At 60.0% G+C, this 22120-nt stretch carries 25 protein-coding genes; 14 read left to right on the forward strand and 11 right to left on the reverse strand.

The features are described 5' to 3' along the window. Positions 1 to 301 precede the first annotated feature (301 nt). Positions 302 to 1447, forward strand: a complete 1146-nt coding sequence (locus tag DK871_RS19470) for a hypothetical protein (protein ID WP_161906325.1) — start codon at positions 302 to 304, stop codon at positions 1445 to 1447. Positions 1448 to 1457: 10 nt separating this feature from the next. Here DK871_RS19470 and DK871_RS19475 read toward each other — a convergent pair whose 3' ends face one another. Continuing rightward, entirely contained in the window at positions 1458 to 2489 is a 1032-nt protein-coding gene (locus DK871_RS19475) for a LacI family DNA-binding transcriptional regulator (protein ID WP_161793224.1), read from the reverse strand. A 225-nt stretch (positions 2490 to 2714) separates the two neighbouring features. On the opposite strand from DK871_RS19475, the gene DK871_RS19480 reads away from it, so the two are divergent. Further along, the gene (locus tag DK871_RS19480) at positions 2715 to 3248 is read left to right on the forward strand and encodes a gluconokinase (protein WP_161906326.1); all 534 of its coding nucleotides are present in this window, start codon (positions 2715 to 2717) and stop codon (positions 3246 to 3248) included. A gap of 84 nt (positions 3249 to 3332) precedes the next feature. Next, a complete protein-coding gene (locus tag DK871_RS19485; RefSeq protein WP_161906327.1) occupies positions 3333 to 4685 on the forward strand; it encodes a GntP family permease in 1353 nt (450 codons plus the stop codon). 135 nt (positions 4686 to 4820) lie between these two features. On the opposite strand, the gene alaC is transcribed toward DK871_RS19485, so the two are convergent. Beyond that, positions 4821 to 6032, reverse strand: a complete 1212-nt coding sequence (gene alaC / locus DK871_RS19490) for an alanine transaminase (protein ID WP_161906328.1) — start codon at positions 6030 to 6032, stop codon at positions 4821 to 4823. A gap of 195 nt (positions 6033 to 6227) precedes the next feature. Between alaC and DK871_RS19495 the strand changes: the two genes are divergently transcribed. Then, the gene (locus DK871_RS19495; RefSeq protein WP_161906329.1) at positions 6228 to 6710 is read left to right on the forward strand and encodes a GyrI-like domain-containing protein; all 483 of its coding nucleotides are present in this window, start codon (positions 6228 to 6230) and stop codon (positions 6708 to 6710) included. 54 nt (positions 6711 to 6764) lie between these two features. Here the strand turns inward: DK871_RS19495 and DK871_RS19500 are convergent, their stop codons facing one another. Genes DK871_RS19500 through DK871_RS19510 form a run of 3 tightly spaced genes read right to left on the reverse strand, consistent with a single transcriptional unit; the run spans position 6765 to position 8778 of the window. Further along, on the reverse strand, positions 6765 to 7973 hold the full coding sequence (locus tag DK871_RS19500; RefSeq protein WP_161906330.1) for a type II toxin-antitoxin system HipA family toxin: 1209 nt from the start codon (positions 7971 to 7973) through the stop codon (positions 6765 to 6767). Continuing rightward, a complete protein-coding gene (locus tag DK871_RS19505; RefSeq protein ID WP_161906331.1) occupies positions 7966 to 8220 on the reverse strand; it encodes a helix-turn-helix domain-containing protein in 255 nt (84 codons plus the stop codon). Before DK871_RS19505 ends, DK871_RS19500 begins: the two co-directional genes overlap by 8 nt. A gap of 24 nt (positions 8221 to 8244) precedes the next feature. After that, entirely contained in the window at positions 8245 to 8778 is a 534-nt protein-coding gene (locus DK871_RS19510) for an N-acetyltransferase (RefSeq protein ID WP_161906332.1), read from the reverse strand. 145 nt (positions 8779 to 8923) lie between these two features. Between DK871_RS19510 and DK871_RS19515 the strand changes: the two genes are divergently transcribed. From DK871_RS19515 to DK871_RS19530, 4 genes are read left to right on the forward strand one after another with little or no spacing between them, the layout of a single operon-like run. Beyond that, positions 8924 to 9343, forward strand: coding sequence for a nuclear transport factor 2 family protein (locus DK871_RS19515; protein ID WP_161906333.1), 420 nt, complete (start codon positions 8924 to 8926; stop codon positions 9341 to 9343). 42 nt (positions 9344 to 9385) lie between these two features. After that, positions 9386 to 9739 carry a YciI family protein gene (locus tag DK871_RS19520; protein ID WP_161906334.1) on the forward strand — a complete coding sequence of 118 codons (354 nt, stop codon included), beginning with the start codon at positions 9386 to 9388 and terminating at the stop codon, positions 9737 to 9739. Positions 9740 to 9764: 25 nt separating this feature from the next. Beyond that, positions 9765 to 10241, forward strand: a complete 477-nt coding sequence (locus DK871_RS19525; RefSeq protein WP_116667868.1) for an SRPBCC family protein — start codon at positions 9765 to 9767, stop codon at positions 10239 to 10241. Then, positions 10238 to 11461 (forward strand): RNA polymerase sigma factor, encoded by a 1224-nt coding sequence (locus tag DK871_RS19530; RefSeq protein ID WP_161906335.1) that lies wholly within the window; start codon positions 10238 to 10240, stop codon positions 11459 to 11461. The genes DK871_RS19525 and DK871_RS19530 overlap by 4 nt, the downstream gene beginning before the upstream one ends. A gap of 112 nt (positions 11462 to 11573) precedes the next feature. Here DK871_RS19530 and DK871_RS19535 read toward each other — a convergent pair whose 3' ends face one another. Further along, the gene (locus DK871_RS19535) at positions 11574 to 12428 is read right to left on the reverse strand and encodes a LysR family transcriptional regulator (RefSeq protein ID WP_161906336.1); all 855 of its coding nucleotides are present in this window, start codon (positions 12426 to 12428) and stop codon (positions 11574 to 11576) included. 88 nt (positions 12429 to 12516) lie between these two features. On the opposite strand from DK871_RS19535, the gene DK871_RS19540 reads away from it, so the two are divergent. Further along, positions 12517 to 12981, forward strand: coding sequence for a multidrug/biocide efflux PACE transporter (locus DK871_RS19540; RefSeq protein WP_161906337.1), 465 nt, complete (start codon positions 12517 to 12519; stop codon positions 12979 to 12981). Positions 12982 to 13060: 79 nt separating this feature from the next. On the opposite strand, the gene DK871_RS19545 is transcribed toward DK871_RS19540, so the two are convergent. Continuing rightward, entirely contained in the window at positions 13061 to 13819 is a 759-nt protein-coding gene (locus DK871_RS19545; RefSeq protein WP_161906338.1) for an SDR family NAD(P)-dependent oxidoreductase, read from the reverse strand. A gap of 105 nt (positions 13820 to 13924) precedes the next feature. On the opposite strand from DK871_RS19545, the gene DK871_RS19550 reads away from it, so the two are divergent. Then, positions 13925 to 14821 (forward strand): LysR family transcriptional regulator, encoded by an 897-nt coding sequence (locus DK871_RS19550; RefSeq protein WP_161906339.1) that lies wholly within the window; start codon positions 13925 to 13927, stop codon positions 14819 to 14821. On the opposite strand, the gene DK871_RS19555 is transcribed toward DK871_RS19550, so the two are convergent. Then, positions 14818 to 15735, reverse strand: a complete 918-nt coding sequence (locus tag DK871_RS19555) for a LysR family transcriptional regulator (protein WP_138763518.1) — start codon at positions 15733 to 15735, stop codon at positions 14818 to 14820. The genes DK871_RS19550 and DK871_RS19555 overlap by 4 nt on opposite strands. Positions 15736 to 15840: 105 nt before the next feature. On the opposite strand from DK871_RS19555, the gene DK871_RS19560 reads away from it, so the two are divergent. Genes DK871_RS19560 through DK871_RS19570 form a run of 3 tightly spaced genes read left to right on the forward strand, consistent with a single transcriptional unit; the run spans position 15841 to position 18505 of the window. Further along, positions 15841 to 16599, forward strand: coding sequence for a 5-oxoprolinase subunit PxpA (locus DK871_RS19560; RefSeq protein ID WP_161906340.1), 759 nt, complete (start codon positions 15841 to 15843; stop codon positions 16597 to 16599). Positions 16600 to 16655: 56 nt separating this feature from the next. Beyond that, entirely contained in the window at positions 16656 to 17534 is an 879-nt protein-coding gene (locus tag DK871_RS19565; RefSeq protein ID WP_161906341.1) for an allophanate hydrolase subunit 1, read from the forward strand. Continuing rightward, positions 17531 to 18505: a biotin-dependent carboxyltransferase family protein gene (locus DK871_RS19570; protein WP_161906342.1), complete on the forward strand. Its 975-nt coding sequence runs from the start codon at positions 17531 to 17533 to the stop codon at positions 18503 to 18505. Before DK871_RS19565 ends, DK871_RS19570 begins: the two co-directional genes overlap by 4 nt. Before the next feature lie 116 nt (positions 18506 to 18621). Here the strand turns inward: DK871_RS19570 and DK871_RS19575 are convergent, their stop codons facing one another. The 3 genes from DK871_RS19575 to DK871_RS19585 all read right to left on the reverse strand — a co-directional run bounded on the left by DK871_RS19575 (position 18622) and on the right by DK871_RS19585 (position 21326). After that, on the reverse strand, positions 18622 to 19641 hold the full coding sequence (locus tag DK871_RS19575) for a transporter (protein ID WP_161906343.1): 1020 nt from the start codon (positions 19639 to 19641) through the stop codon (positions 18622 to 18624). 148 nt (positions 19642 to 19789) lie between these two features. Then, complete coding sequence (locus tag DK871_RS19580) at positions 19790 to 20104, reverse strand: PepSY domain-containing protein (protein ID WP_161906344.1); 315 nt, start codon at positions 20102 to 20104, stop codon at positions 19790 to 19792. A 94-nt stretch (positions 20105 to 20198) separates the two neighbouring features. Next, entirely contained in the window at positions 20199 to 21326 is a 1128-nt protein-coding gene (locus DK871_RS19585) for a glycerophosphodiester phosphodiesterase (protein WP_105228078.1), read from the reverse strand. 232 nt (positions 21327 to 21558) lie between these two features. Here DK871_RS19585 and DK871_RS19590 point away from each other — a divergent pair, with 232 nt between their 5' ends. Then, on the forward strand, positions 21559 to 21882 hold the full coding sequence (locus DK871_RS19590) for a DUF2025 family protein (protein ID WP_032895610.1): 324 nt from the start codon (positions 21559 to 21561) through the stop codon (positions 21880 to 21882). Positions 21883 to 22120: the final 238 nt, after the last annotated feature.

Below are 22120 nucleotides of genomic sequence, written 5' to 3' on the forward strand. Positions count from 1 at the left end.
GTAGCTTCTGAAGCTTTCATTTTTACCTCCTGTAGGAATGGATTGGATGCCCTGTTGGTAGGGCGGGATTATTGAAGCACTAGATAGGTGGTGGAGGAAACTGTTGATTTGTGTTTTTTATATCGATTGTTTTTTAAGGGAATTTTTTTATAAGGAATAAGGGTTTCTGTGAGAGTTGTCTGTAAGTTAATTCTGATAATGTAGTTTTTATGGGTTGGGTTGTTGATCCTATTTGTTTTTTAAGCGTAATTTTTAACTTTTGTTTGTGCGGTAGTGTGGTGCGGATAGTGGAGGTGTGATCATGCGTTTATTCAAAAAGGTAATAACTGCCAGCGAGCTGCAGAGGGCACTTACACTTACGGACCTCACCGATGTGACGCCTGAACCTCATGCGGTCCGACTACTGCTAGATGAAATACTTTGCGAGCTGACTCGGCGTCACTGGCCTGAACCTCAACTCCTTCAGGGGCCGCGAGTGGTAACGGCTCAAGATAACTATGGCTTGCTTGGTTATGACGGGGATGAAATTACATTGGGCAGTGCTCATACGCGCTGGGTCGGTAACTTGTGCCTGCTCCGTACGCAAACAACCAGCTTGATTCCAGCTGCATTACAGCACTCAAGCACAGTCCGCCAACCTGGACAGATGATGATGTTGGCCGCCCCAGGCATGACATTTAGACGTGACAGCCGAGACCGTTGGCACTGTGCTGAGCCCCACCAGATGGACATCTGGGTATTAGGTGACCCGCAGCTTTCTACCCAAGATCAGCTCCTGCGCCTGGTTGGGGATGTTTTGGACGCCGCGGTACCCGGTATGGCCTGGGTCTTCTCGGACAGCCCTCACCATTACACCGAGGGGGGGATCGAGGTGAACCTGATGCTTGATGAGAAACCGATTGAGGTACTGGAGTGTGGTTGTATTGCTCAATCACTTCTTGAGCGCTTGAACATCAATCCTCTGCAGCACGGTGGTTTGGCATTGGGCATGGGGTTGGACCGGTTGACCATGCTGCGCAAGGGCATTCCGGATATTCGGCTCCTGCGTGATACCCATCCCCGTGTCAGGGCCCAAATGTTTGATTTGAAACCCTGGCAACCGATCTCTCGACTGCCGTGTATCACTCGGGACATCTCCCTCGCGGTCACGCCAGGGCAAAGCGAGGAAACCATCACCGAAAAGATGCTGCTCGCAGCCGGTGAGGATGCTGTGTGGGTGGAAGAGATGCAGATCAAGGGGCGCTGGTCTCGAGATGAGTTGCCGGCGCAAGCAATTGCTCGCCTGGGGTTATTGCCTGGGCAGGAAAACATCCTGCTTCGTATCGTGTTGCGCGATTGCTCGCGTTCCATCAGTTCCGAAGAGGCCAATGCGCTCTATGAGCGTATCCAGGCGGCGTTGCACGAAGGTGCGCAGGGCGGTGGTTACCGGCTCCCTGCGTCTGATTAAAACGAGGCACTCAGGTGCTCTCGCGCACCTGCAACTCAAACCCCATATCCACCACCGGCTTGGCCACCTTGTTGCCCGCCATGATCGTCAGCAGATGCTCCGCCGCTCGGCGCCCGATGGCTTCCCGTGGCGTGCTGATGCTGCTCAGGCGCGGCACCATGAAGGACGAGGCGGGCAGGTCGTTGAAGCCCAGTACCGCCACACGTTCAGGCACCTTGATGCCGTGGCGCAGGGCTTCGAGCAGGGCGCCCTGCGCCAGGTCGTCGTTGCCGAAGAAGATCGCGTCCACATCCGGGTGGGCGGCCAGCAGTTGCAAAAACAGTTCGCCACCCAGGCCCACGGACGATGGGCGCGGCGTCAGCAATTCCAACGCCGGGTCGTACATGCCCGCCTGCTGCAAGGCGCGACGAAAGCCTTCGCCACGCAGCAAGGTGCGTTGGTCCAGTTGTGCGCCGATATAGGCCAGTCGCTTGCGACCCCGGGACAGCAAGTGCGCGGCCGCGGTCTCGCCGGCGGCCAGTTGCGAGAAGCCCACGCAGTTCACTCCGGCGTTAGGGTCCAGATCCATCATGTACACGCAGGGCACATTGCTGGCCTCGACCATTCGTCGCGCGCTTTCGGTGCGGTCAAAGCCGGTCAGCAACAAACCCCGTGGCTGGTAGGCCATGTAGTTGCGCAGCAGGTCTTCTTCTTCATCGCGCGAATAATGGGAGTTGCCGATCAGTACTTCAAAGCCCTTGGGCCGCAGTACCTGATGGATAGCTTCCAGGGTTTCGATAAACAGCAGGTTGGACAGCGACGGCACCAGCACCACCACCGAATGGCTCTGCGCCGAAGCCAGGGCGCGGGCGGCGGGGTTGACCACGTAGCTCAGTTCGGCGGCGGCCTGTTGCACTTTTTCCACCAGTTCGGTGGCCACCGTGCTGATACCACGCAGGGCGCGGGAGGCGGTGATCGGGCTGACGCCAGCAAGGCGCGCCACTTCATTGAGGGTAGGGCGGCCCGTCGTGCGGGTATTTTTATCGTTCTTGGAGGTCATCAGGCGGCTTGCCAAACAAAAATCGAGGCACTAAGGTAGCGCTGTCTCCAAAGGGCTGCAAATTCTTGGATAAAGGGTTGCCTGATCCTGTCCAGCTCTTGAAGTCAAACTGTTGGAACGGATGCACGCGTCACTCCATAAAAATGACAAGTCGGCGCGGGAAAAGCCTGTTTTTGCACTAGCCTTACGCTATGCAAAGGTAGCGCTATCTGCGTCCTGAGGTGTTTCATGAGTCAACCTGTTACCGCCCTGGTCATCATGGGTGTTTCCGGCTGTGGCAAGTCCAGCGTCAGCCAAGCCCTGTGCGCCCTCAACGGCGCCACTGCCATTGAAGGCGACAGCTTTCACCCTGCCGCGAACATCGAAAAGATGAGCGCCGGCCACCCCCTCAACGACGACGACCGCGCCGGCTGGCTCGACATCCTGTGCGATGAACTGCGCCGCGCGTTGAAAGCCGGCGAGCATCCCGTACTGACCTGTTCGGCCCTGAAGAAAAAATACCGCGACCACCTGCGCGAAGCCGCGCCGGGCCTGGGTTTTGTCTTCCTGGAGCTGACCCGCGAAGTCGCCGCTGACCGCGTGTCTCACCGCCCCGGCCATTTCATGCCGGCCAGCCTGATCGACAGCCAGTTCGCCACCCTGGAATCGCCCAAGGGCGAGCCGCTGACCCTGGCGCTCAACGCCAGTGAAGACAGCGTCGAGGAACTGGCCGAGCAGACCAACGCTTGGTGGCTTGAGCACGGCTTTGAACCTACTCATTAATTTTTTGCCGGAAAAGATAGCGCTATCCCCGGCAGGAAGTTCAACACCCGCTTTAATAACAACAACAAACAGGAGAGACCCCCCATGTTTGGCATGTCCCACGAGTCTTACCTGCTGCTAGATGCAGTAGTCACTATCATCGGGTTGATCGTACTGATCACCAAGTTCAAGGTGCACCCGTTCATTGCACTGATCATCGCGGCCGGTTTCCTCGGCCTGACCTCGGGCATGCCCGTGGACAAGATCATCAAGGCGTTCCAGGACGGTTTCGGCGGGGTGCTCGGCTTTGTCGGCATCATCCTCGCGCTGGGCACGATGCTCGGCAAAATGATGGCCGAGTCCGGCGGTGCCGATCAGATCGCCCAGACCCTGATCCGCGCCTTCGGCAAGGAAAAGGTCCAATGGGCCATGATGTTCGCCGCGTTCCTGGTGGGCATCCCGCTGTTCTTCGAGATCGGCTTTGTGTTGCTGATCCCGCTGGTGTTTATCGTCGCCCGGCGTACCGGCGTGTCGTTGATCAAGATCGGTATTCCGCTGCTCGCTGGCCTCTCGGCGGTGCACGGCCTGGTGCCACCGCACCCGGGCCCGCTGCTGGCCATCGGTGTGTTCGGCGCCGATATCGGCAAGACCATCCTGTACGGCCTGATCGTCGCCCTGCCAACCGCCATCATCGCCGGCCCGATCTTCGGTACGTTCATCGCCAAGTACATTCCGGGCAACCCGTCCCAGGAACTGGTGGACCAACTGGCCCGCGAGACCGATAACAAGTCGCTGCCAAGCTTTGGCATCACCCTGGTCACCGTGCTGCTGCCGGTGTTCCTGATGCTGCTCAAAACCTTTGCCGACATCGCGTTTGCCGAAGGCAACGTGGTGCGCAACTGGATGGACATGATCGGCCACCCGATCACCGCGCTGTTGCTGGCGTTGCTGTTGTCGCTGTACACCTTTGGCCATCGCCAGGGCATCCACTCCAAGCAGATCCTCAAGTTGCTTGACGCCAGCCTTGCGCCGACCGCCGCGATCATCCTGATCATCGGTGCCGGTGGTGGCTTCAAGCAGATGCTGGTGACCAGCGGCGTGGGTGACGTGATCGGCCATATGGCGGTGAACGCGCAGATCAACCCGATCCTGCTGGCGTGGCTGGTGGCGGCGGTGATTCGCGTGGCGACCGGTTCTGCCACTGTTGCGACCATTACCGGCGCGGGCATTGTGGTGCCGGTGGTGGGCATGATCCCAGGGGTTAACCGCGAGTTGCTGGTACTGGCGACGGGCGCGGGTTCGTTGATCCTGTCTCACGTCAACGATGCGGGGTTCTGGCTGGTCAAGCAGTACTTCAACATGACCGTGGCCGAGACGTTCAAGACCTGGACGGCGATGGAGACCATTCTGTCGATCGTGGCGCTGATCTTCATCATGTTGCTGTCGTTGGTGGTGTAAGCCACACCCCAAAGCAAGGGTGGGAACTGATCAAATGTGGGAGCTGGCTTGCCTGCGATAGCGGTAGTGAATCCAACATTGCCATCGCAGGCAAGCCAGCCCCCACATTGATTGGGTTTCTTCAGGTGGATCAGGTCAGGCTTTGCTGACCAGTCCATCCGCCCTGAACATCCCGCGAATCCCACGCACGGCCTGGCGAATCCGGTCCTGGTTCTCGATCAGCGCAAAGCGCACATGATCATCGCCATACTCACCAAAGCCGATCCCCGGCGACACACACACCTTCGCTTCCAATAGCAGTTTCTTGGCAAACTCCAGCGAGCCCATGGCGGCATATTGCTCGGGAATCTTGGCCCAGACGTACATCGACGCCTTAGGGTTCTCCACCATCCAGCCCAGCTCATGCAGGCCCTTGACCAGCACATTGCGGCGCTGGCGGTACTGCTCGGCAATGTCTTTGACGCACTGTTGGTCGCCTTCCAGCGCCGCAATCGCCGCCACTTGCAGCGGGGTGAAGGTGCCGTAGTCGTGGTAGCTCTTGATGCGGGCCAGGGCGTTGACCAGTTCCGGGTTGCCCACCATGAAGCCGATGCGCCAGCCGGCCATGTTGTAGCTCTTGGACAGGGTGAAAAACTCCACCGCAATGTCCTTGGCGCCGGGCACTTGCATGATCGACGGGGCTTTCCAGCCGTCGTAGACGATGTCGGCGTAGGCCAGGTCGTGCACCACCAGCACGTCGTACTGCTTGGCCAGGGCGATCACTCGTTCGAAGAAGTCCAGTTCCACGCACTGCGCGGTGGGGTTGGACGGGAAGCCGAGGATCATCATCTTCGGCTTGGGGATCGAGCCGCGAATCGCGCCCTCCAGCTCAGCGAAGAAATCCACGCCCGGGATGAGTGGCACCGAACGCACCTGGGCGCCGGCAATCACCGCGCCGTAGATATGAATCGGGTAGCTGGGGTTGGGCACCAGCACGGTATCGCCCTGGTCCAGGGTGGCCAGCATCAAATGCGCCAGGCCTTCCTTGGAGCCGATGGTCACGATGGCTTCGGACTCAGGGTCGATATCCACCGCGTAACGGTCCTTGTACCAGCGTGAAATCGCCCGGCGCAGGCGCGGAATACCTTTGGAGGTGGAGTAGCCGTGGGTGTCTTCACGCTGGGCGACGGTGACCATTTTCTCCACGATATGAGGAGGCGTGGCGCCGTCAGGGTTACCCATGCTCAAGTCGATGATGTCTTCGCCGCGCCGACGCGCAGCCATCTTCAGCTCGGCAGTGATATTGAAAACATAGGGGGGGAGTCGATCTATGCGCGCAAAGCGGCGCGGCGAACCTTGGTCTGCCATTGTTGCCTCGAGGTACGTAAGCGCCCGGAACCGTCCGAGCGACGTCGGCCACTGCGGTGGCCTGCGGGGCAGACAATACGGGCGATGATGGCCAGTTGTCCAGATGTGCAGGAAATTTTTCTACATGGAGTACAACGCGGATATGCCCCTATACTCGATGCGGGTTTGTTCCCTCATAAGAAGGAGACTGTTCGTATGGATCAGCAGACAAAACAACCGTTGGAGCCACGCATGGAAGCCGGCAAAGCCCTGGTGATCGCCGGGGTGCAAGGGCGATATTCGAAGGCCACCGTGGGCGATATCCCACGGTTGTGGGAGTTGTTCGACACCTGTATCAAGGACATCAAGAACCGCGTGGGTGGGGTGACCTATGGGGTATGCCACAACCCCCATCAAGGCGAATTCGATTACATGGCGGGGGTTGAAGTCCCGGCCAAGGGCGATGTGCCCAGCAATTTCGAGTTCATCGAAATCCCGCCGCTCAACTATGCCGTGTTCCCCCATTACGGGCCGGTGCAGGCACTTGAGCAAACCTACGAGCGCATCATGTTCGAGTGGCTGCCGCACTCGGGCTATAAGGTCATGGGCGCGGATTTCGAGCGCTACAGCGAGGATTTCGATGCCAGGAAGGGCACGGGGACGGTGGAAATCTGGCTGCCGATCGGGGAGCGGGGCTGAGCTATCGGCCGAAGAGCGTTTATGTTCTTCGGCCTTTTTTGCAAGAAGGATTTTTCAGCCACCGAAACTCTGTAGATAGCTCTGCGCGGATTGCCGAATGGCTTTCGCGACATCAGGTGCTAACCGGCAGTAATCGTCTTCGCGCTTGAGCACGGTTTCAAGGGCTTGAAGCAGCGCCTGAATGCGCCTTTTGGGGTTTTCGACTTCGCAGGTTCGGGCAAATTCGAGAATGCCCAGGCGTGAAGCAAACAATGATTTATTGCCGCCGAGGTCCAACGCGAGCGTGTCCTCGGGGATATAGCAGGTGGTGTTTACAATGTCGTAAGCCGGTGCCAAACACGCATCGAGCTTCACCGGGTCACTGTAGAGCACGCCAAAGTTTTTAAGATGAGCATCACCGTTACCCACGATGCAGCTGAGCGCCACACTGTCGAACAATTGGTCCAACGAACTGCGTTGGTTTTGCGGTGAACAAAACATCCTTACCGCCTTGGCGATGGCGGCGTAGCTTTTAGCGTATTTCTGTTCGGCGGACAGGCCCATCAGCGTGGCCATGTCTTCGAAGCCCAGCGGGTTGAGCTGCTCGTCCCGGTCAAAGCGGCGCATGATGAATAGCTTATGGTTTTGCGACAGGTAAAACGGTGGTACGGGCAGGCCCGCCTCCTGGGCAATGGACATGCACAGGTATTCATTGATAGCCAACCCCGGAAACTCTTCACGACCGCTCTTGATAATCAGCTCATCGGTCTTCGACGTGAATTTTTGCTCGGGCGTTTGAGCTTTTTCGGGCACCAGCACTTTAGGCTGCACGCCGGAAATACCGGCTCGCAAGATATAGCGATCTACGAGGTTGGCGAACAGGTCTTCTGCACCATCCCAGGCGAGAATTTCGTTAAGGTTCTCCCCGGTGGCCGGAGGGCTGTTGCGTTGGACCAATTCATTGACTTGATCCGAAGACACAAACACTCGCCCGATAGGTGCACTGCTACCCGATAACGCCAGTAGCAGCATCGGGTCGACTTTTACCGTCTTGGCAAGGCGGTTGCGCAATTGCTCAAGCACGTAGCCTTCTGGCAGGTTCATTTGAAAGATGGGGTGAAGTTCGCGACGGGCATACTCTTCTGCCCGAACTGGCATCGCCAGGCAGAGTGCGCTGCTTGCGAGTGCGTGGTCGCTGTAGCGAAACAGGTAGTTGTCGGTGCTCCTCAAGACGCTACCGCTCTCTCCTTGAGGGGTATGCACACGCAGGCTATGCCTATTCATCAAACAAGTCCTCCAGTTCCTCCAGTGTCGGCATCGTGGCGGGCACCAATTTGACCTCACTGCCCAGGGCTGCGATGACGCGTGCATAGGCATTCATGGCAACCGAGAGGCTGCCTTTTTCGATTTCGATGAGCTTCTGACGAGTGATGCCCGCCAGCGCCGCGAGGTCCGCTTGTTTGTAGCCACGATTGATGCGCATCGCCCGGATCTGATTGCCCAAGCGCTGAGTGATCATTGAAATATCCATGTCACATATACATTACATTGATGTTCATAAGTCATGTATACGTGACATTTTGGGTGCGTCAAGTGTTCCCTGACCAAACGTCCAACTCAGTCGTCGTTCAAATCCCACCCGGCCCTTGTACGCCTCACCGCGATCCACCCATCCCGCCCCCAGATACAACCCCATTGCCGCCAGATTGTGGGTGTCCACCGACAATTCCAACCCTTGGATCTGCGGCCACGCCTCACGCGCCACGGCGGGCAACGCCTGCAAACACACCTTGCCGTATCCACGCCCCTGCTGATGCCGGTCTACCTGTAGCGCGTGGAGTGTAGCGCTGTGTTCATCGGCCCAATGCGGCAGGCACGGGGGGCGCTTGAGCAGCAGGAACGCTACGGGAAGGTCATCGGCCAACAGCGCAAAGCCCTTGACCCCAGGGCTTGGCTTGGCGAGCAGGGTATTGAGGGCGCAATACATATCACCGCAAAACGGCAGTTGCTCAGGGTGAACTTCAATGGCGCCGACTTGCTGTTGTTGCACAGCGTTCAGCGCCTCGTAGGCAACGAGGCGGGTTTGCATGGGGCTGTCCGAACGGCTGTAAGGGAGGTGGCAGTTTATCGGGTTTGGGCCACGGGAAATTATTTTTCAGGGGGATGTCGATTTCCCTTCGGGCCATTCGACTAAGGGTGTCTTCCGTGATTTTCCACCCCAAGGAGTCATCGCCATGAGCACTGCAATCAACAGCCTGATCGAGCAATGGAAACACGCCGTCGTCAGCCGTGATATCGACCAGATTGTCAGCTTTTACGCCGACGATATCGTCTCGTTCGACGCCGTAACCGCCCTGCAATTCAAAGGCAAGGCGGCCTACCGTGCGCATTGGGAGGAGTGCATGAAGCACTGCCCCGGCCCCGGCATCTTCGAGTTTCATGAACTGCATGTCGTCGAAGCGCCAGACAGCGCATTCGCCCATTGGCTGGCCCACTGCGGAGGTGCCGGGCCGGACGGTGAGGTGAAGGCTTGCTGGATGCGCGTAACCGCCGGCTACCAGCGCATTGATGGCCAATGGAAGGTGGTGCACGAGCACTGGTCGGCGCCGTTTGATATGCAAAGCGGCACGGCGTTGTTCGACCTGAAACCTTGAGCACCGCGAACTATAGTCAGTAGTCCGAAAACGGAGAACGCCATGAAATACCTGTGCCTTATCTACAGCGACGAACAGGTGTTGCACACCTCGCCCGACAGCCCCCACGACTCGGAGTGCCTGGCCTACGCCGAGTCCATCCAGGCCAGCGGGCGCATGCTGGCCGCCGAGCCGCTGGAGTCGGTGACCACCGCCACTACCGTGCGCAGGCGCAACGGCAAGCTGTCGATCACCGACGGGCCGTTTGCCGAAACCAAGGAGCAACTCGCCGGGTTCTACCTGATCGAAGCCAAGGACCTCAATGAAGCGCTCCAGGTGGCCGGCGATATTCCAGCGGCCCGGGTCGGCAGTGTGGAAGTGCGGCCCGTGCGCCAATTGAATCTCTCAACACCATAATCATAAGACTTGAGGAGGTTTGCCCGTGAACACTCAACCCGCTGAATTTGAACTGTCCATCAGCCGCTTGATCGATGCGCCGCGCCGCCGGGTGTTTCGCGCCTGGACCGAGCCAACCCTGCTGCAACAATGGTGGGGCCCCCATGGCATGACCACCCCTGAATGCGAGATGAACCTGTGGGTCGGTGGCTTGTTCCGCACCTTGATGCGCGCGCCAGATGGCAGCGAGTACCCGACCCAGGGCGTATTCCTGGAGATCGACGCGCCCAACCGCCTGGTGTTTACCGACGCGTTCATGCCGGGCTGGGTGCCGTCGGGCAAGCCGTTCATGAGCGCCGAAGTCACCTTTGAGGAGGTCGGCGGAAAGACCCTCTACACCGCCCGTGCCATGCACTGGAGTGCCGAAGACAAACAGGCCCACGAAGCCATGGGCTTTCATGACGGTTGGGGCCAGAGCCTGGACCGCCTGGTGAAGTTGGTGACCGAGGACATGGTCGATTGACTCCGCAGATCGACGCCATTTACCGCAGCGAATCACGCCGTGTGCTCGCGACGCTGATTCGCGTGCTGGGGGATTTCGACCTGGCCGAGGAGGCGTTGCACGAGGCGTTTTTTGTCGCGGTGCAGCGCTGGCCCCAAGATGGCGTGCCGGATAATCCTCGGGCGTGGCTGGTGTCCACCGGCCGCTTCAAGGCCATCGACCGCCTGCGGCGTCAGTCGCGGTTTACCCCGTTATTGGAGGAGCAGGCCGACGCGCTGGAGGCCGCGCCGTGGAGTGATGAAGACGTGGAAGACGACCGCCTGCGCCTGGTATTCACTTGCTGCCACCCAGCGTTGGCGGCCGACGCCCAGGTTGCGCTGACCTTGCGCGAGATCTGCGACCTGAGCACCGAGGCTATCGCTCACGCTTTTCTTGCCACGCCCACCACCATTGCCCAGCGCATCGTGCGCGCCAAGGGCAAGATCCGTGAGGCGAAAATCCCCTATCAAGTGCCGTCACGGGCCGAATTGCCCGCGCGGTTGGACAGTGTGCTGCGGGTGATTTACCTGGTGTTCAACGAGGGCTATTCGGCCTCAGCGGGCGCCGACCTCACCCGTGAAGACCTGACCCTGGAGGCGATTCGCCTGGGCCGTTTGCTGCTTGAGTTGCTGCCCGAGCCGGAAGTCATGGGCTTGCTGGCGTTGATGCTGCTGCACGAGTCGCGCCGGCCCGCCCGCACTTCTGCCTGCGGCGAACTGGTGCTGTTGGACGTTCAAGACCGTACGCGGTGGGACGCGGCCTTGATCGCTGAAGGCTGCGCACTGGTGGAGCAGGCGCTCAACACTCGGCGCTTTGGACCGTATTGCCTGCAGGCGGCGATTGCCGCCGTACACGCCGAGGCGCCCAGCGCGGGGGAAACCGATTGGCGGCAGATTGTCGGGCTCTACGATGTATTGCTCAAGGCTTTGCCGTCGCCGGTTATCGAGTTGAACCGTGCAGTGGCGGTGGCGATGGAGCAGGGGCCGTTGGCGGGGTTGGCGCTGGTGGACAACCTTTTGCAGCGCGGTGAGTTGCAGGACTACCACTTGGCGCATTCGGCGCGTGGGGAGTTTTGCCGGCAGTTGGGGCGGTTTGACGAAGCCCGCAGCGCGTATGAGAAAGCCTTGTCCCTGACCCAACAAGCGCCAGAAAAACGCTTCATCACGCGACGCCTCGCCGAACTCAATTCTCCCAGGCAGTGACGATCCAAATGTAGGAGCGAGCTTGCTCGCGAAAAACTCACCGACGCCGCGTTTCTTCAGGAGGCACGCGTTTTCGTTGACGTTCTTCGCGAGCAAGCTCGCTCCTACAGGCTCATTCCAGCATCTTGCCCAGCAACCAGCTCCCCGCAGGCCCCGGCGGCTGTTGCCGCGACCACAACGCATCCACCGCCACTGAACGCGGCCAACTGCGCACCTTGAGTTCAACCAACTGGTTGCCGCCAAAGCGCTCCACCAGCCAGCGCGGAATCGGTGCCCAACCAAAACCCAGTTGGGCCATTTCCATCAGCATCAGGTAACTCGGCGCCGACCAGACGCGTTGCGTGCTGCGGTTTTCATTGGGGCTGATGATGCTCGCCAAGCGCAACTCCCGGTGTTGTTGCAGGGTGTGCGGGTGAATCTTGTCCAGGCTGGCCAATGGGTGTCCAGGCGAGACGAACAGCGCGATCTCCGTGCGTTCCTCCACGGGGGAAAACGTCAGGTCTGGCGGGTAGACTTCTTGTTGCTCGATAAACGCGATCTGCGCCCGGCCACTTTGCACCAGCGCGATCAGGTCTTCGCATTCCGCGATCAGGCATTCCAGCTCAAGGTCCGGATAGCGTTGTTCGAAGGCCGTGAGGGCGACCTCGAACCGATCGGATTGGTAAGTATCGGACATGGCGATACTCAGCTTCGGCTCCAGGCCTTGCGATAACTGACTGGCCGCCAGCTCCAGGCGGCTACTGGCTTCCAGCACTTGCTCAGCCCGTTGCAGCAAAACCTGCCCCGCGGGCGTGAGGGTCGGTTTGCGGCTGCTGCGGTCAAACAGCACCACATCCAGGTCGATCTCAAGGCTCGCCACCGCCGCGCTCACGGTGGACTGGCTCTTGCCCAGCTTGCGCGCCGCCGCGGAAAACGAGCCTTGAGTGGCCGCCTGGACAAACGCCTGAAGCACCTCGTGGGAAGCCATTGCTATCGCCTTGATCGATGGTTATTGGTTATGAAGTATCGAGACAAAGCCTGATCATGGCAACCATCGTCACTCACGGAGCCGGGTCATGACCCCTACCAAATCCCTTACTGAACGCGTTTTTCAAGCCCTTGGTTTCGAAGGGCTGGCCCTATTGATCTGCACGCCACTGCTGGTGTGGATCACTGGCCGGCCGGCGTTGGAGATGGGCGCAGTGACCTTGGGCATCAGCCTGTTGGCACTGAGCTGGAACGTGGTGTTCAACAGCCTGTTCGACCGCCTTAAAGCCCGCCTGCAACTGGCCAACGGTGGTTGGACCCGTGTGCTGCATGCGCTGCTGTTTGAAGGCGGCCTGATTCTGTTGGCGGTGCCGTTGATTGCTGCCTTGATGAAGATCAGCCTGTTGGAAGCCTTCATCCTCGACATTGGCGTGTTGTTGTTCTTCCTGCCGTACACCTACGTGTACCACTGGGGTTACGACGTCATTCGGGAAAAAATCGCCGGTAAAAACACCGCCCACTGTAGGAGCGAGCTTGCTCGCGAAGATCGCTAACGATAACGCGGCGCCTCTGGAAACACGCGGCGCTCTTGAGCTTTTCGCGAGCAAGCTCGCTCCTACAACGAGGAGCCGTTTAGAGGAACATCCCGCCCGACGCCTCGATCCGCTGGCCGGTGATCCAGTGGCTGCCATCGGCCAGCAAGATCGAAATCGCGCCGCCAATATCGTCCGGCAAGCCGGCTCGGCCAAGAGCAGTGTTATTGGCAACCATCGCATTCACATCATTGTTATCGCGTACCGCACCGCCGCCGAAGTCAGTGGCGATTGCGCCCGGCGCCAGGGTGTTCACGGTAATCCCTCGTGGGCCCAGCTCTTTAGCCTGGTAGCGCGACAATACTTCCACCGCGCCTTTCATGGATGCGTAGGCGGCATAACCCGGCAGGCTGAAGCGCGCCAGGCCGCTGGAAATATTGATGATGCGCCCGCCGTCGTTGATCAGCGGCAGCAGTTTTTGCGTGAGAAAAAACGGTGCCTTCACGTGGATCGCCACCAGCTGGTCAAACTGGGCTTCGGTGGTCTCGACAAAGCTTGCGTGGGTGCCGACGCCGGCGTTGTTGATCAGGAAATCGAAGCGATCCACGCCGAACACATCCTTGAGCAACGTGCCGACCTGACCAACGAATGCATCGAAGGTCGCGCTCTGGCTCACGTCCAGTTGCAGCATGGCGGCGCGCCCGCCCAGGGCCTCTACTTGGGCAACCACGGCCTGGGCTTCGGCCGCTGCGCTGTGGTAGGTGCCGATGATGTCAATGCCTTGCGCAGCCAGGTGCAGGGCAGCGCTTTTGCCCAGGCCACGGCTGGCGCCGGTGATGAGTGCGATTTTACGGGTCATGGTGCAGTCCTCGAATGGGGTGAGTGGGACTGAGTGTATTTGTCCGGCCATAACGTGATAAACAGCGCTATTGCGGAATCACTGGCCGGATAAGGCGAACAATCCATGAACAAGCTTGAGCTACTGCGTACCTTTGTGCGGGTGACGGAATTGTCGAGTTTCACCCAGGCCGGTGAAAGCCTCGGCCTGCCGCGCTCCAGCGTGTCCGAGCATGTGCAGGCGCTGGAAGAACTGCTGGGTGCGCGGCTGTTGCAACGCACCACACGCAAGGTGCAGGCGACCCAGGATGGTCGTGTGCTGTACGAACGCAGCAAGGACCTGCTGGCGCACATGGAGGAATTGGAGGGCTTGTTTCGCCAGGATGAAACCCAGCTTGCTGGGCGCATTCGGGTGGACATGCCCAATGTCATGGCACGCAGCGTGATCTTGCCGAACCTGCTCACCTTCATGACGCGCCACCCGCTGATCGACATGGAGATCAGTTGTTCGGACCGCCAAGTGGACCTGATCGCCGAAGGGTTCGACTGCGTCGTGCGTGTCGGCGCCCAGCCTGATCAAACTGTGGTGGCGCGACGGGTGTGCAGCATGCCGATGGTCAACTGCGCGAGCGCGGCGTACCTGCAACGGTACGGCGTGCCCAAAACCCTGTCAGACCTGGCGCATCACCAGTTGGTGCATTACGTGCGGCCACTGGGCGCACGCTCGGCCGGGTTCGAATACCTGCTGGGCAACAAAGTGCAGCGGTTACCGATGGCAGGCCGGGTGACGGTCAACAGCACCGATGCCTATCAGTCGGCGTGCCTGGGCGGGTTTGGCCTCACCCAGGTGCCGCAGCTCGGCATACGCGACTTGTTGGTCAGCGGCGAGTTGGTGGCGGTGTTGCCCGACTACCAGGCGCCGCCCCTGGATGTGTCGTTGCTGTACGCCGGCCAGCGGCATTTGCCATTGCGAGTGCGGGTGTTCATGGACTGGTTGGCCGCCACCCTGCAAGCCCATCTCTAGCGGCGCGCCGACAACTGCTGCGGTGCCAGGAACGCGTCGTGGAAGTAGTCCCGGAACGCTTGCATAGCCGGGGTAAAGTCGCGCTCGCGGTGCCAGGCCAGGCCGACGCTCATGGGCGTGACCGGGTCGGTGACGGTCAGGGTTTCGATGCGCTTGCCTTCCAGAGACCAGGGCCGGTGCACCAGGTCTGACAGGATCGCCACGCCGCTGCCGTTGGCGACCATGCTGCGCACCGCTTCCACCGAACTGGTGCGCAGCCGCACCTTGGGGGTTTGCCCGGCCTGTTCCCAGTAGCGCATGGCGCTGTGTTCGGCTTCATCCACGGTCAGCAAAATGTAGGGCTCTTGGGCCACGTCCGCCAGGCTCACGGCACCGCGTTCGCACAACGGGTGATGGCTGGGCAGCCACAGGCGGCGTTCGGAGTTGAACAGAATTTCCGAGACGATATCCGCGTGGGTGAGGTTGGCGGTCAGCACCACGGCCATGTCGAACTGGCCGTCGAGCAGGCCCTGTTCGATGGCTTGGCGCTCCTGTTCGAACACCTCGATGGTCACGTCCGGATGCCAGTGCTCCATACGCTGCAAATGGTGCGGCAGGAAATAACCCAGCACGGTGTAGCTGGCCGCCACCCGCAGCACGCCGCTGGCGCGGTAGTCCGGCAACGGGCTGTTGAGGGCGTCGTCTACGCTGCGCACAATCACATAGGCACGGTTGAGAAAATGCCGCCCGGCGTCGGTGAGGTTCATGCCCTGGGCCGAGCGCACGAACAACTGTACGCCGAGCATGGCTTCCAGCTCCTTGATCGCCGTGGTTACCGCCGATTGGGAAATATTCAAGTGAATCGCCGCCTGGGAAATCTGGCCGATCTCGGCGGTGGCGACGAAGTAGCGAACCTGGCGCAAGGTAAGGGACATGAGCGATATCTGATTTTCAGAAGATGGGCCATCTGATAATAGATCTTCCCAAGGGGTCAAGCCCCAGCCTACTTTGCGGGCATCACCTTTGGCGGAGCGACCTCGATGCAGACAGTGGATTTCAATTCAGACATGGGCGAAAGCTTTGGCCCCTGGACCATCGGCGACGGCGTCGACGCAGAGCTGATGGCCTACATCAGCTCGGCCAATATCGCCACCGGCTTTCACGCCGGCGACCCCGGCACCATGCGCCGCACTGTCGAGCGCGCCAAGCAACTGGGTGTGGCCATCGGCGCGCACCCAGGCTTTCGTGACCGGGTGGGCTTCGGTCGTCGGCATATCAACGCACCGGCCCAGGAACTGGTGGACGACATGCTCTACCAGCTTGGTGCCCTGCGTGAAATGGCCCGTGCCCAAGGCGTGACCCTGCAACATATCAAGCCTCACGGCGCGCTCTATATGCACCTGGCCCGCGATGAAGAAGCTGCGCGGCTGTTGGTGCAAAACCTGCAGATCATCGAGCCCACGCTGTTGCTGTACTGCATGCCCAACTCGGTGATCTGGCGCATTGCCAAGGAACTGGGGCAGCCGGTGGTGCGCGAGTTCTATGCCGACCGTGAATACGACCTGAGCGGCTCCATCGTGTTTACTCGCAATGTGCGGGCGCTGGACCCCGCCACGGTTGCCGCGCGGGTCTTGCGTGCCTGCCAGACCGGCCTGGTACGGACCGTCGAAGGCGAAGACCTGGCCATCGAATTCGATTCCATCTGCCTGCACAGCGACACCCCCGGCGCCCTGGAGCTGGTGGAGGCCACCCGTGCAGCCCTGGACCAGGCGGGCATCGACGTCACAACACCCCAATAAGATCCACCCCTTACTTTTTTGCCTGCCTTTCTACAATGATTCCAAGAGGAACAGACATGGCTGAAACGTCCCCCATCCGCTACAGCTTCGGCGGTGATGAACACCTGTTTGCCGAGGTCAGCGACAGCATGTCCCTGCAGGCCTTTTTCAAGGGCATGGCGGTGACCCGCGCCGTGGAGCGCCTGGCGCTTGAAGGCGTACTGGATGTCTGCCTGGCCAACGCATCGTTCCAGATTCGCTTCGACCCCGACCGCATCGCCCCTCACGCGCTGCTCGACGCTGTGCAAAGCGCCGAAGCCCAGGCCGTGACCGAACGCACCTTGCGCACGCGCATCATCGAGATCCCGGTGCTCTATAACGACCCCTGGACCCACGAAACCCTGATGCGCTTTCGTGACCGCCACCAAGACCCCAGCGGCACAGACCTGGAATACGCCGCACGCATCAATGGCCTGGCCGACGTAAACGCGTTCATCGTCGCCCACAGTGGCGCGCCGTGGTTTGTGTCGATGGTCGGCTTTGTCGCGGGCTTGCCGTTCATGTTCCAGATGGTCGAACGCGAGCGGCAATTGCAGGTACCCAAATACCTGCGGCCACGCACCGACACGCCGAAACTGACCCTGGGCCATGGCGGCTGCTTTGGCTGTATCTACTCGGTGCGAGGGGCGGGCGGTTACCAGATGTTCGGCGTCACCCCGGCACCGATCTACGACCCGGCGCAGCAGTTGGCGTACCTCAAGGCGCACATGGTGTTCTTCCGCCCCGGCGATATCGTGCAGTTCAAGCCGATAGACCGCGAGGCTTATGACCGGGCCGTCGCCGAGGTGGACGCCGGGCGGTTCGATTTACGCATTCGCCCGGTGGAATTTTCCCTGGATGCCTTTCTCGCCGACCCCATCGGCTATCCGAAAACCCTGCAGGAGGCGCTGGCATGATCAAGGTCCTCAAACCCGGCCTCGCCACCTCCGTGCAGGACCTGGGCCGCGAAGGTTATTACCACTTGGGCATCCCACCGTCGGGCGCGCTGGACCAATACGCGTTGAGTGCGGCCAACCACTTGGTGGGCAATCCCATGGGCGCGGCGGGCCTGGAATGCACGCTGATCGGGCCGGAGCTGGAGTTCCAGCAAGACGCGCTGGTGGCGTTGAGCGGCGCCCTGATGTCGCCGCGCCTGGACGGTGAAGTGGTGCACCAGGACACCGCTTTTGCCGTGCGCGCAGGGCAAGTGCTGCGGTTCGAGTTTCCCAAGGCCGGCGCACGCACTTATCTTGCCGTCGCCGGCGGTATCGACGTGCCCTTGGTGCTCGGCAGCCGCTCCACCTACACCCTCGGCGCCCTCGGCGGGTTTAATGGCCGGCGTTTGCAGGAGGGCGATCAGTTGTCGATCGGTACCGCCAGCGGTACCGGGCGTGCGGGCAACAGCTTGCCGATGGCGTTGCGGCGTTCGGTCGGCGGCGATGTGACGTTGCGGGTGGTGCCGGGGCTGTATTACGAGCGCTTGACTGACGAGGCCAAAAGCAGCTTTTTTGCCGAGCCATGGACGGTCGGCTCTGAGGCTGATCGCATCGGTTATCGCTTCAAGGGCGGCAGTGCATTGAGCTTCCAGCCACGGGAACAGCCGTTTGGCGCGGGCTCCGATCCGTCCAACATCGTCGACAGTTGCTACCCGATTGGCTCGATTCAGGTACCAGCGGGGCTGGAGCCGATTGTGCTGCACCGCGATGCGGTGTCGGGCGGTGGCTACGCGATGATTGGCACGGTGATCAGCGCCGACCTGGACTTGATCGGGCAGATGCAGCCCAACCAGCGGGCGGGGTTTGTGGCGGTAAGCCTGGAAGAGGCCTTGGAGGCGCGGCGGGTATACAAGAAGCTGCTCAAGGCCATGGCTGGACTCTTCAATCACTGACTGTACGCATAACCCTGTGGGAGCTGGCTTGCCTGCGATAGCGGTGGGTCAGCTTGCATTGTGTTGGTTGATCCACCGCAATCGCAGGCAAGCCAGCTCCCACAGTGGGGCTTATTTCAATTTGAGAATTTGCGAAAGGCCCAACGCCCGGCGATCAGGGTAAAGGTTGCGACCAAGGCTACCAATATCCAGAAGCCTTCCGGGTCTTGAGACAGCGGCACCCCACCCACATTCATGCCAAAAAAGCCGGCAATGATGTTGATCGGCAGCGCCAGCACCGTCACCACCGTGAGGGTGAACAGCGTGCGGTTGCTCTGTTCATTGAGGTTGGCTGCGATCTCTTCCTGCAACAGCTTGATGCGTTCGCCCAGGGCGGTCAGGTCGTTGATGATCAGCGCAAACTCCTCGGTGGATTTGCGTAACTCCTTCACGTCTTCCTTTTGCAGCCATTGCGGCGGGCGATTGAGCAGGCGCAGCAGCGAACCCGGTTCCAGCGCCAGCAGGCGTTGCAGGCGCACCAACACGCGGCGGGCGGCACCCAGTTCGGCGCGGTTGGTGGACAGGCGCGAAGACAACAGCTGATCCTCGATTTGGTCAACGCTGATACTGGTCTTGCGCACGATCTGTGTCAGCACTTCGCCCTGGTCGCGCAGCAGGTGTACCAGCAGTTCCAAGGGGGAGCGAAAGTGTTCGCCGGCCTTCACCGACGAGCGCAATTTATCCACCGAGTGCAACGGCTGCAGGCGTGCGCTCACCAGCAAGCGGCTGCGGGCGCACACCCACAGCGTGGAAATATCCGACGACACCATGCTGCTGAAGTTGAACACCACATCGTTGACCACCGCCAGCAAGGCCGAGTCCACATGCTCGATGCGTGTGGAGCGCGAGCCTTCATGCAGGGCTTCAAAAAATTCTTCCGGCAGCGACAAATGCGCCTGCATCCAGCGCTCGCAGGCGGCGTGGGCCAGGTTCAGGTGCAGCCACAGGAACTCTTCCGGGTCTGGTGGTTGCTGCAAGGCGGTGAGGGCGGTGGCGGAATCAATTTGCTGGCCTTTCTCGCCGGGGCGAAAACGAAAACCGTAAAGCAGGCCAAACAGATCGGGATCTTGGTGGGCGTGGTCGATGCTGTGGTTCATGGCGACTCGCAGAGAAAGGGCCTGTAGGACGTTTCACAGGCACCCAGGCGCAAATCATTGCAAGGTGCGATGACGGTTATGTGACGCTTAGGTGTCGCGCATAAAAAAACGCGCCACCCGAAGGTGGCGCGTTTTTTGGGGATGCAACTCAGGTGTCTTGCTTGTTTTCCAGTACAGCACCGGTCTTGGCGTCGAGCTTCACTTCAAAGCGCTTGCCGGTGGTATCGGTCAGGTCCACTTCGTAGACATACTGGTCGGCGACGCCGTGTTTGGTGTCCAGCTCAGTGTCAGTGATCGAAGCACCAGGGTGAGTTGCCACGGCTGCTGCGTTGAGTTTGTCGAAAGGCATCACGGCGCCAGACTTGAGCAGGCCCTCGATATGATCCGGACGAACATCAGCCTGAGCCAGGCCGGCGGTCAAAGTCAGTGCAGTAGCAGCGAACAGGGCAGTCAAGGTTTTCATGGTGTGTGTCCTTCTTAGGTTGAGCTGTTTAAGTGGCGCCAGATTAACCGGCGCAACTTAACTCATCCTTAATGGCTCACTGACACCAACGCTTTTAGTACTTATGGTCGTTGAGCAGGTCTTGCACGCTGGACGACGGCCAGCGCTTGTAGAACTTCAACAGCTCGGCGGCGCGGTTGGTGAAGATGCCATCGACACCGGCCTTCATCACCTTCTCGAAGTCCACCGGCTCATCCACGGTATACACATGCACCAGCAGGCCTTTGTCGTGGGTCAGCTTGTTCATTTCCGGCTTCACCAGGTCGGTGTAGCTCTGGTCGCCGTGGTCGGTCAGCTCAGCCGAGGGGCCGGTGCCGATGGCGCCGAGGCTTTTGGCTTCATCGACCCACTTTTCGAATTCGGCGGCGTCTTTGGGCTCTTGCTTGGCGTAGTAGGCGGCCTTGGTGGGTTCGCCGGACTCTGCGAAGGTCACTTTGGATTTGGGCTCGATGCTGCCTTCACCCACCCACAACAGCAGGATTTTCGGAGTGTTGGGCATTTCCTTCTGCAGCTCTTTGAGGCTGGCGGTTTCGAAGGTTTGCAACACCACGCGGCCCTTGCCTTGGCCGACACCGGTGTTGCTCTTGCCCAGTTTGGAACCGGCGGAGCTCAGCCAGCCTTTGTCGAGCAGCTTGTTTTTCAGGTCGGCTTCAATACCTGGGAACTGCTTGGGCTCCTTGGTCTCGATGTACAGGCCGGGTTTGTGCGAGGGGTTGCCTTCGGCGATCTTGATGATGTCGTCCAGGCTCAAGATCTTGAGGCCAACGAAGCCTGGGCGCGCGCGGTCCGGGTAGGCGGCGTTGAACCAACTGCCGGCGTCGAGGGTTTGCAGTTCTTTCCAGGTGAACTCGTTGGCGGGTGCGTCTTTGCGCTCGGGAAACTTGGTGGCGACGTCGGTGGTGCGTTGCAGGTTGTTGTCGTGCAGGGCGAACAGCACGCCGTCCTTGCTGCGTTGCAGGTCCAGTTCCAGGTAGTCGGCGCCCAGGTCGCGTGCAACCTTGTAGGCAGCGGCGGTGGATTCAGGGGCGTCGTAGGAAGCGCCACGGTGAGCGATCACGGCAGGGTAGGGGATGCCTTCGTTTGTCGCCAATTCGGCCGGGCTGACCGGCTCGGCAGCCTGTGCCTGGCCAAGGCCGAGCATCAACGCCAGCAGCAAGGCGCTTTTGGAAAACGTGACAGGCATATGCGAAGTCCTTTCGTGGAGGTAACTTTGAGAAGGTGTCCTTTTTAACAATTGATTGCGAACGGCGCTATCACCAAACCGACATTAACGTGCGCACCGGCCAATTTTGTGGGCTTTTTTGCAGGGCGTTGCAGTATTCTTACAGGTAGCTGCCCCGTCAGAGGGCGGTATTTTCTGCCACGCGTGTAAACCATCTTTCCAGTCCCTGTGGGACTTTTCAGTGAGGTTTACCATGCGCATTACTTCCGAGCTTATCTGCCAGGCCGCCGACCAACTCCAGGGTTTTGTCGGCCTCAATCGCAAAACTGGCCAGTACATCGTACGTTTCAGCGAAGACTCATTCGGCATGGACGTGGCCGATGACGGCATCATCCCCACGGCCGAGTTCGTCTGGTTGCCGGCCGCCGACCACACCATGACCCTGTGCCGAGCGCGCCTTCAGTTGTTGCTCGACCAGAATATCGATGACCGCATCAACATCACCGAGCCGCTGCGTGTGTATATGCGCCGGGTAGAGATCCCGCAGATCAGCGCGTTGCGTAGTTTGGTGAGCTAGTCGTCCGCCATTTTGCAAGCGATGACGAGCAAATGTGGGAGCTGGCTTGCCTGCGATGGCGGCCTGCCAGCCGACACTTATCTACCTGACACCCCGCGGTCAAAACTGTGGGAGCGGGCTTGCTCGCGAAGGCGGTCTGACAGCTGACATAGTTATACCAAGTACATATCCATTCCTGCGGTAACGGCCACTTAGGGTTCCGCCCTGACGGCGGCTCACTTTTGAAAAGCGCAAAAGT

The organism is Pseudomonas sp. L13 (genome assembly GCF_009935965.1).
GTDB classification, from domain to species: Bacteria; Pseudomonadota; Gammaproteobacteria; order Pseudomonadales; family Pseudomonadaceae; genus Aquipseudomonas; species Aquipseudomonas lactis.

What these genes read in the sequence shown, in the direction of transcription:
- DK871_RS19565 (WP_161906341.1), top strand. Translation starts at nt 16,656, where the DNA reads ATGGCTGAAACGTCCCCCATCCGCTACAGCTTCGGCGGTGATGAACAC.
- DK871_RS19485 (WP_161906327.1), top strand. Translation starts at nt 3,333, where the DNA reads ATGTTTGGCATGTCCCACGAGTCTTACCTGCTGCTAGATGCAGTAGTC.
- DK871_RS19495 (WP_161906329.1), top strand. Translation starts at nt 6,228, where the DNA reads ATGGATCAGCAGACAAAACAACCGTTGGAGCCACGCATGGAAGCCGGC.
- DK871_RS19510 (WP_161906332.1), bottom strand. Translation starts at nt 8,778, where the DNA reads ATGCAAACCCGCCTCGTTGCCTACGAGGCGCTGAACGCTGTGCAACAA.
- DK871_RS19480 (WP_161906326.1), top strand. Translation starts at nt 2,715, where the DNA reads ATGAGTCAACCTGTTACCGCCCTGGTCATCATGGGTGTTTCCGGCTGT.
- DK871_RS19535 (WP_161906336.1), bottom strand. Translation starts at nt 12,428, where the DNA reads ATGGCTTCCCACGAGGTGCTTCAGGCGTTTGTCCAGGCGGCCACTCAA.
- DK871_RS19540 (WP_161906337.1), top strand. Translation starts at nt 12,517, where the DNA reads ATGACCCCTACCAAATCCCTTACTGAACGCGTTTTTCAAGCCCTTGGT.
- DK871_RS19470 (WP_161906325.1), top strand. Translation starts at nt 302, where the DNA reads ATGCGTTTATTCAAAAAGGTAATAACTGCCAGCGAGCTGCAGAGGGCA.
- DK871_RS19590 (WP_032895610.1), top strand. Translation starts at nt 21,559, where the DNA reads ATGCGCATTACTTCCGAGCTTATCTGCCAGGCCGCCGACCAACTCCAG.
- DK871_RS19570 (WP_161906342.1), top strand. Translation starts at nt 17,531, where the DNA reads ATGATCAAGGTCCTCAAACCCGGCCTCGCCACCTCCGTGCAGGACCTG.
- DK871_RS19500 (WP_161906330.1), bottom strand. Translation starts at nt 7,973, where the DNA reads ATGAATAGGCATAGCCTGCGTGTGCATACCCCTCAAGGAGAGAGCGGT.
- DK871_RS19580 (WP_161906344.1), bottom strand. Translation starts at nt 20,104, where the DNA reads ATGAAAACCTTGACTGCCCTGTTCGCTGCTACTGCACTGACTTTGACC.
- alaC (WP_161906328.1), bottom strand. Translation starts at nt 6,032, where the DNA reads ATGGCAGACCAAGGTTCGCCGCGCCGCTTTGCGCGCATAGATCGACTC.
- DK871_RS19550 (WP_161906339.1), top strand. Translation starts at nt 13,925, where the DNA reads ATGAACAAGCTTGAGCTACTGCGTACCTTTGTGCGGGTGACGGAATTG.
- DK871_RS19505 (WP_161906331.1), bottom strand. Translation starts at nt 8,220, where the DNA reads ATGGATATTTCAATGATCACTCAGCGCTTGGGCAATCAGATCCGGGCG.
- DK871_RS19555 (WP_138763518.1), bottom strand. Translation starts at nt 15,735, where the DNA reads ATGTCCCTTACCTTGCGCCAGGTTCGCTACTTCGTCGCCACCGCCGAG.
- DK871_RS19545 (WP_161906338.1), bottom strand. Translation starts at nt 13,819, where the DNA reads ATGACCCGTAAAATCGCACTCATCACCGGCGCCAGCCGTGGCCTGGGC.
- DK871_RS19515 (WP_161906333.1), top strand. Translation starts at nt 8,924, where the DNA reads ATGAGCACTGCAATCAACAGCCTGATCGAGCAATGGAAACACGCCGTC.
- DK871_RS19520 (WP_161906334.1), top strand. Translation starts at nt 9,386, where the DNA reads ATGAAATACCTGTGCCTTATCTACAGCGACGAACAGGTGTTGCACACC.
- DK871_RS19560 (WP_161906340.1), top strand. Translation starts at nt 15,841, where the DNA reads ATGCAGACAGTGGATTTCAATTCAGACATGGGCGAAAGCTTTGGCCCC.
- DK871_RS19585 (WP_105228078.1), bottom strand. Translation starts at nt 21,326, where the DNA reads ATGCCTGTCACGTTTTCCAAAAGCGCCTTGCTGCTGGCGTTGATGCTC.
- DK871_RS19575 (WP_161906343.1), bottom strand. Translation starts at nt 19,641, where the DNA reads ATGAACCACAGCATCGACCACGCCCACCAAGATCCCGATCTGTTTGGC.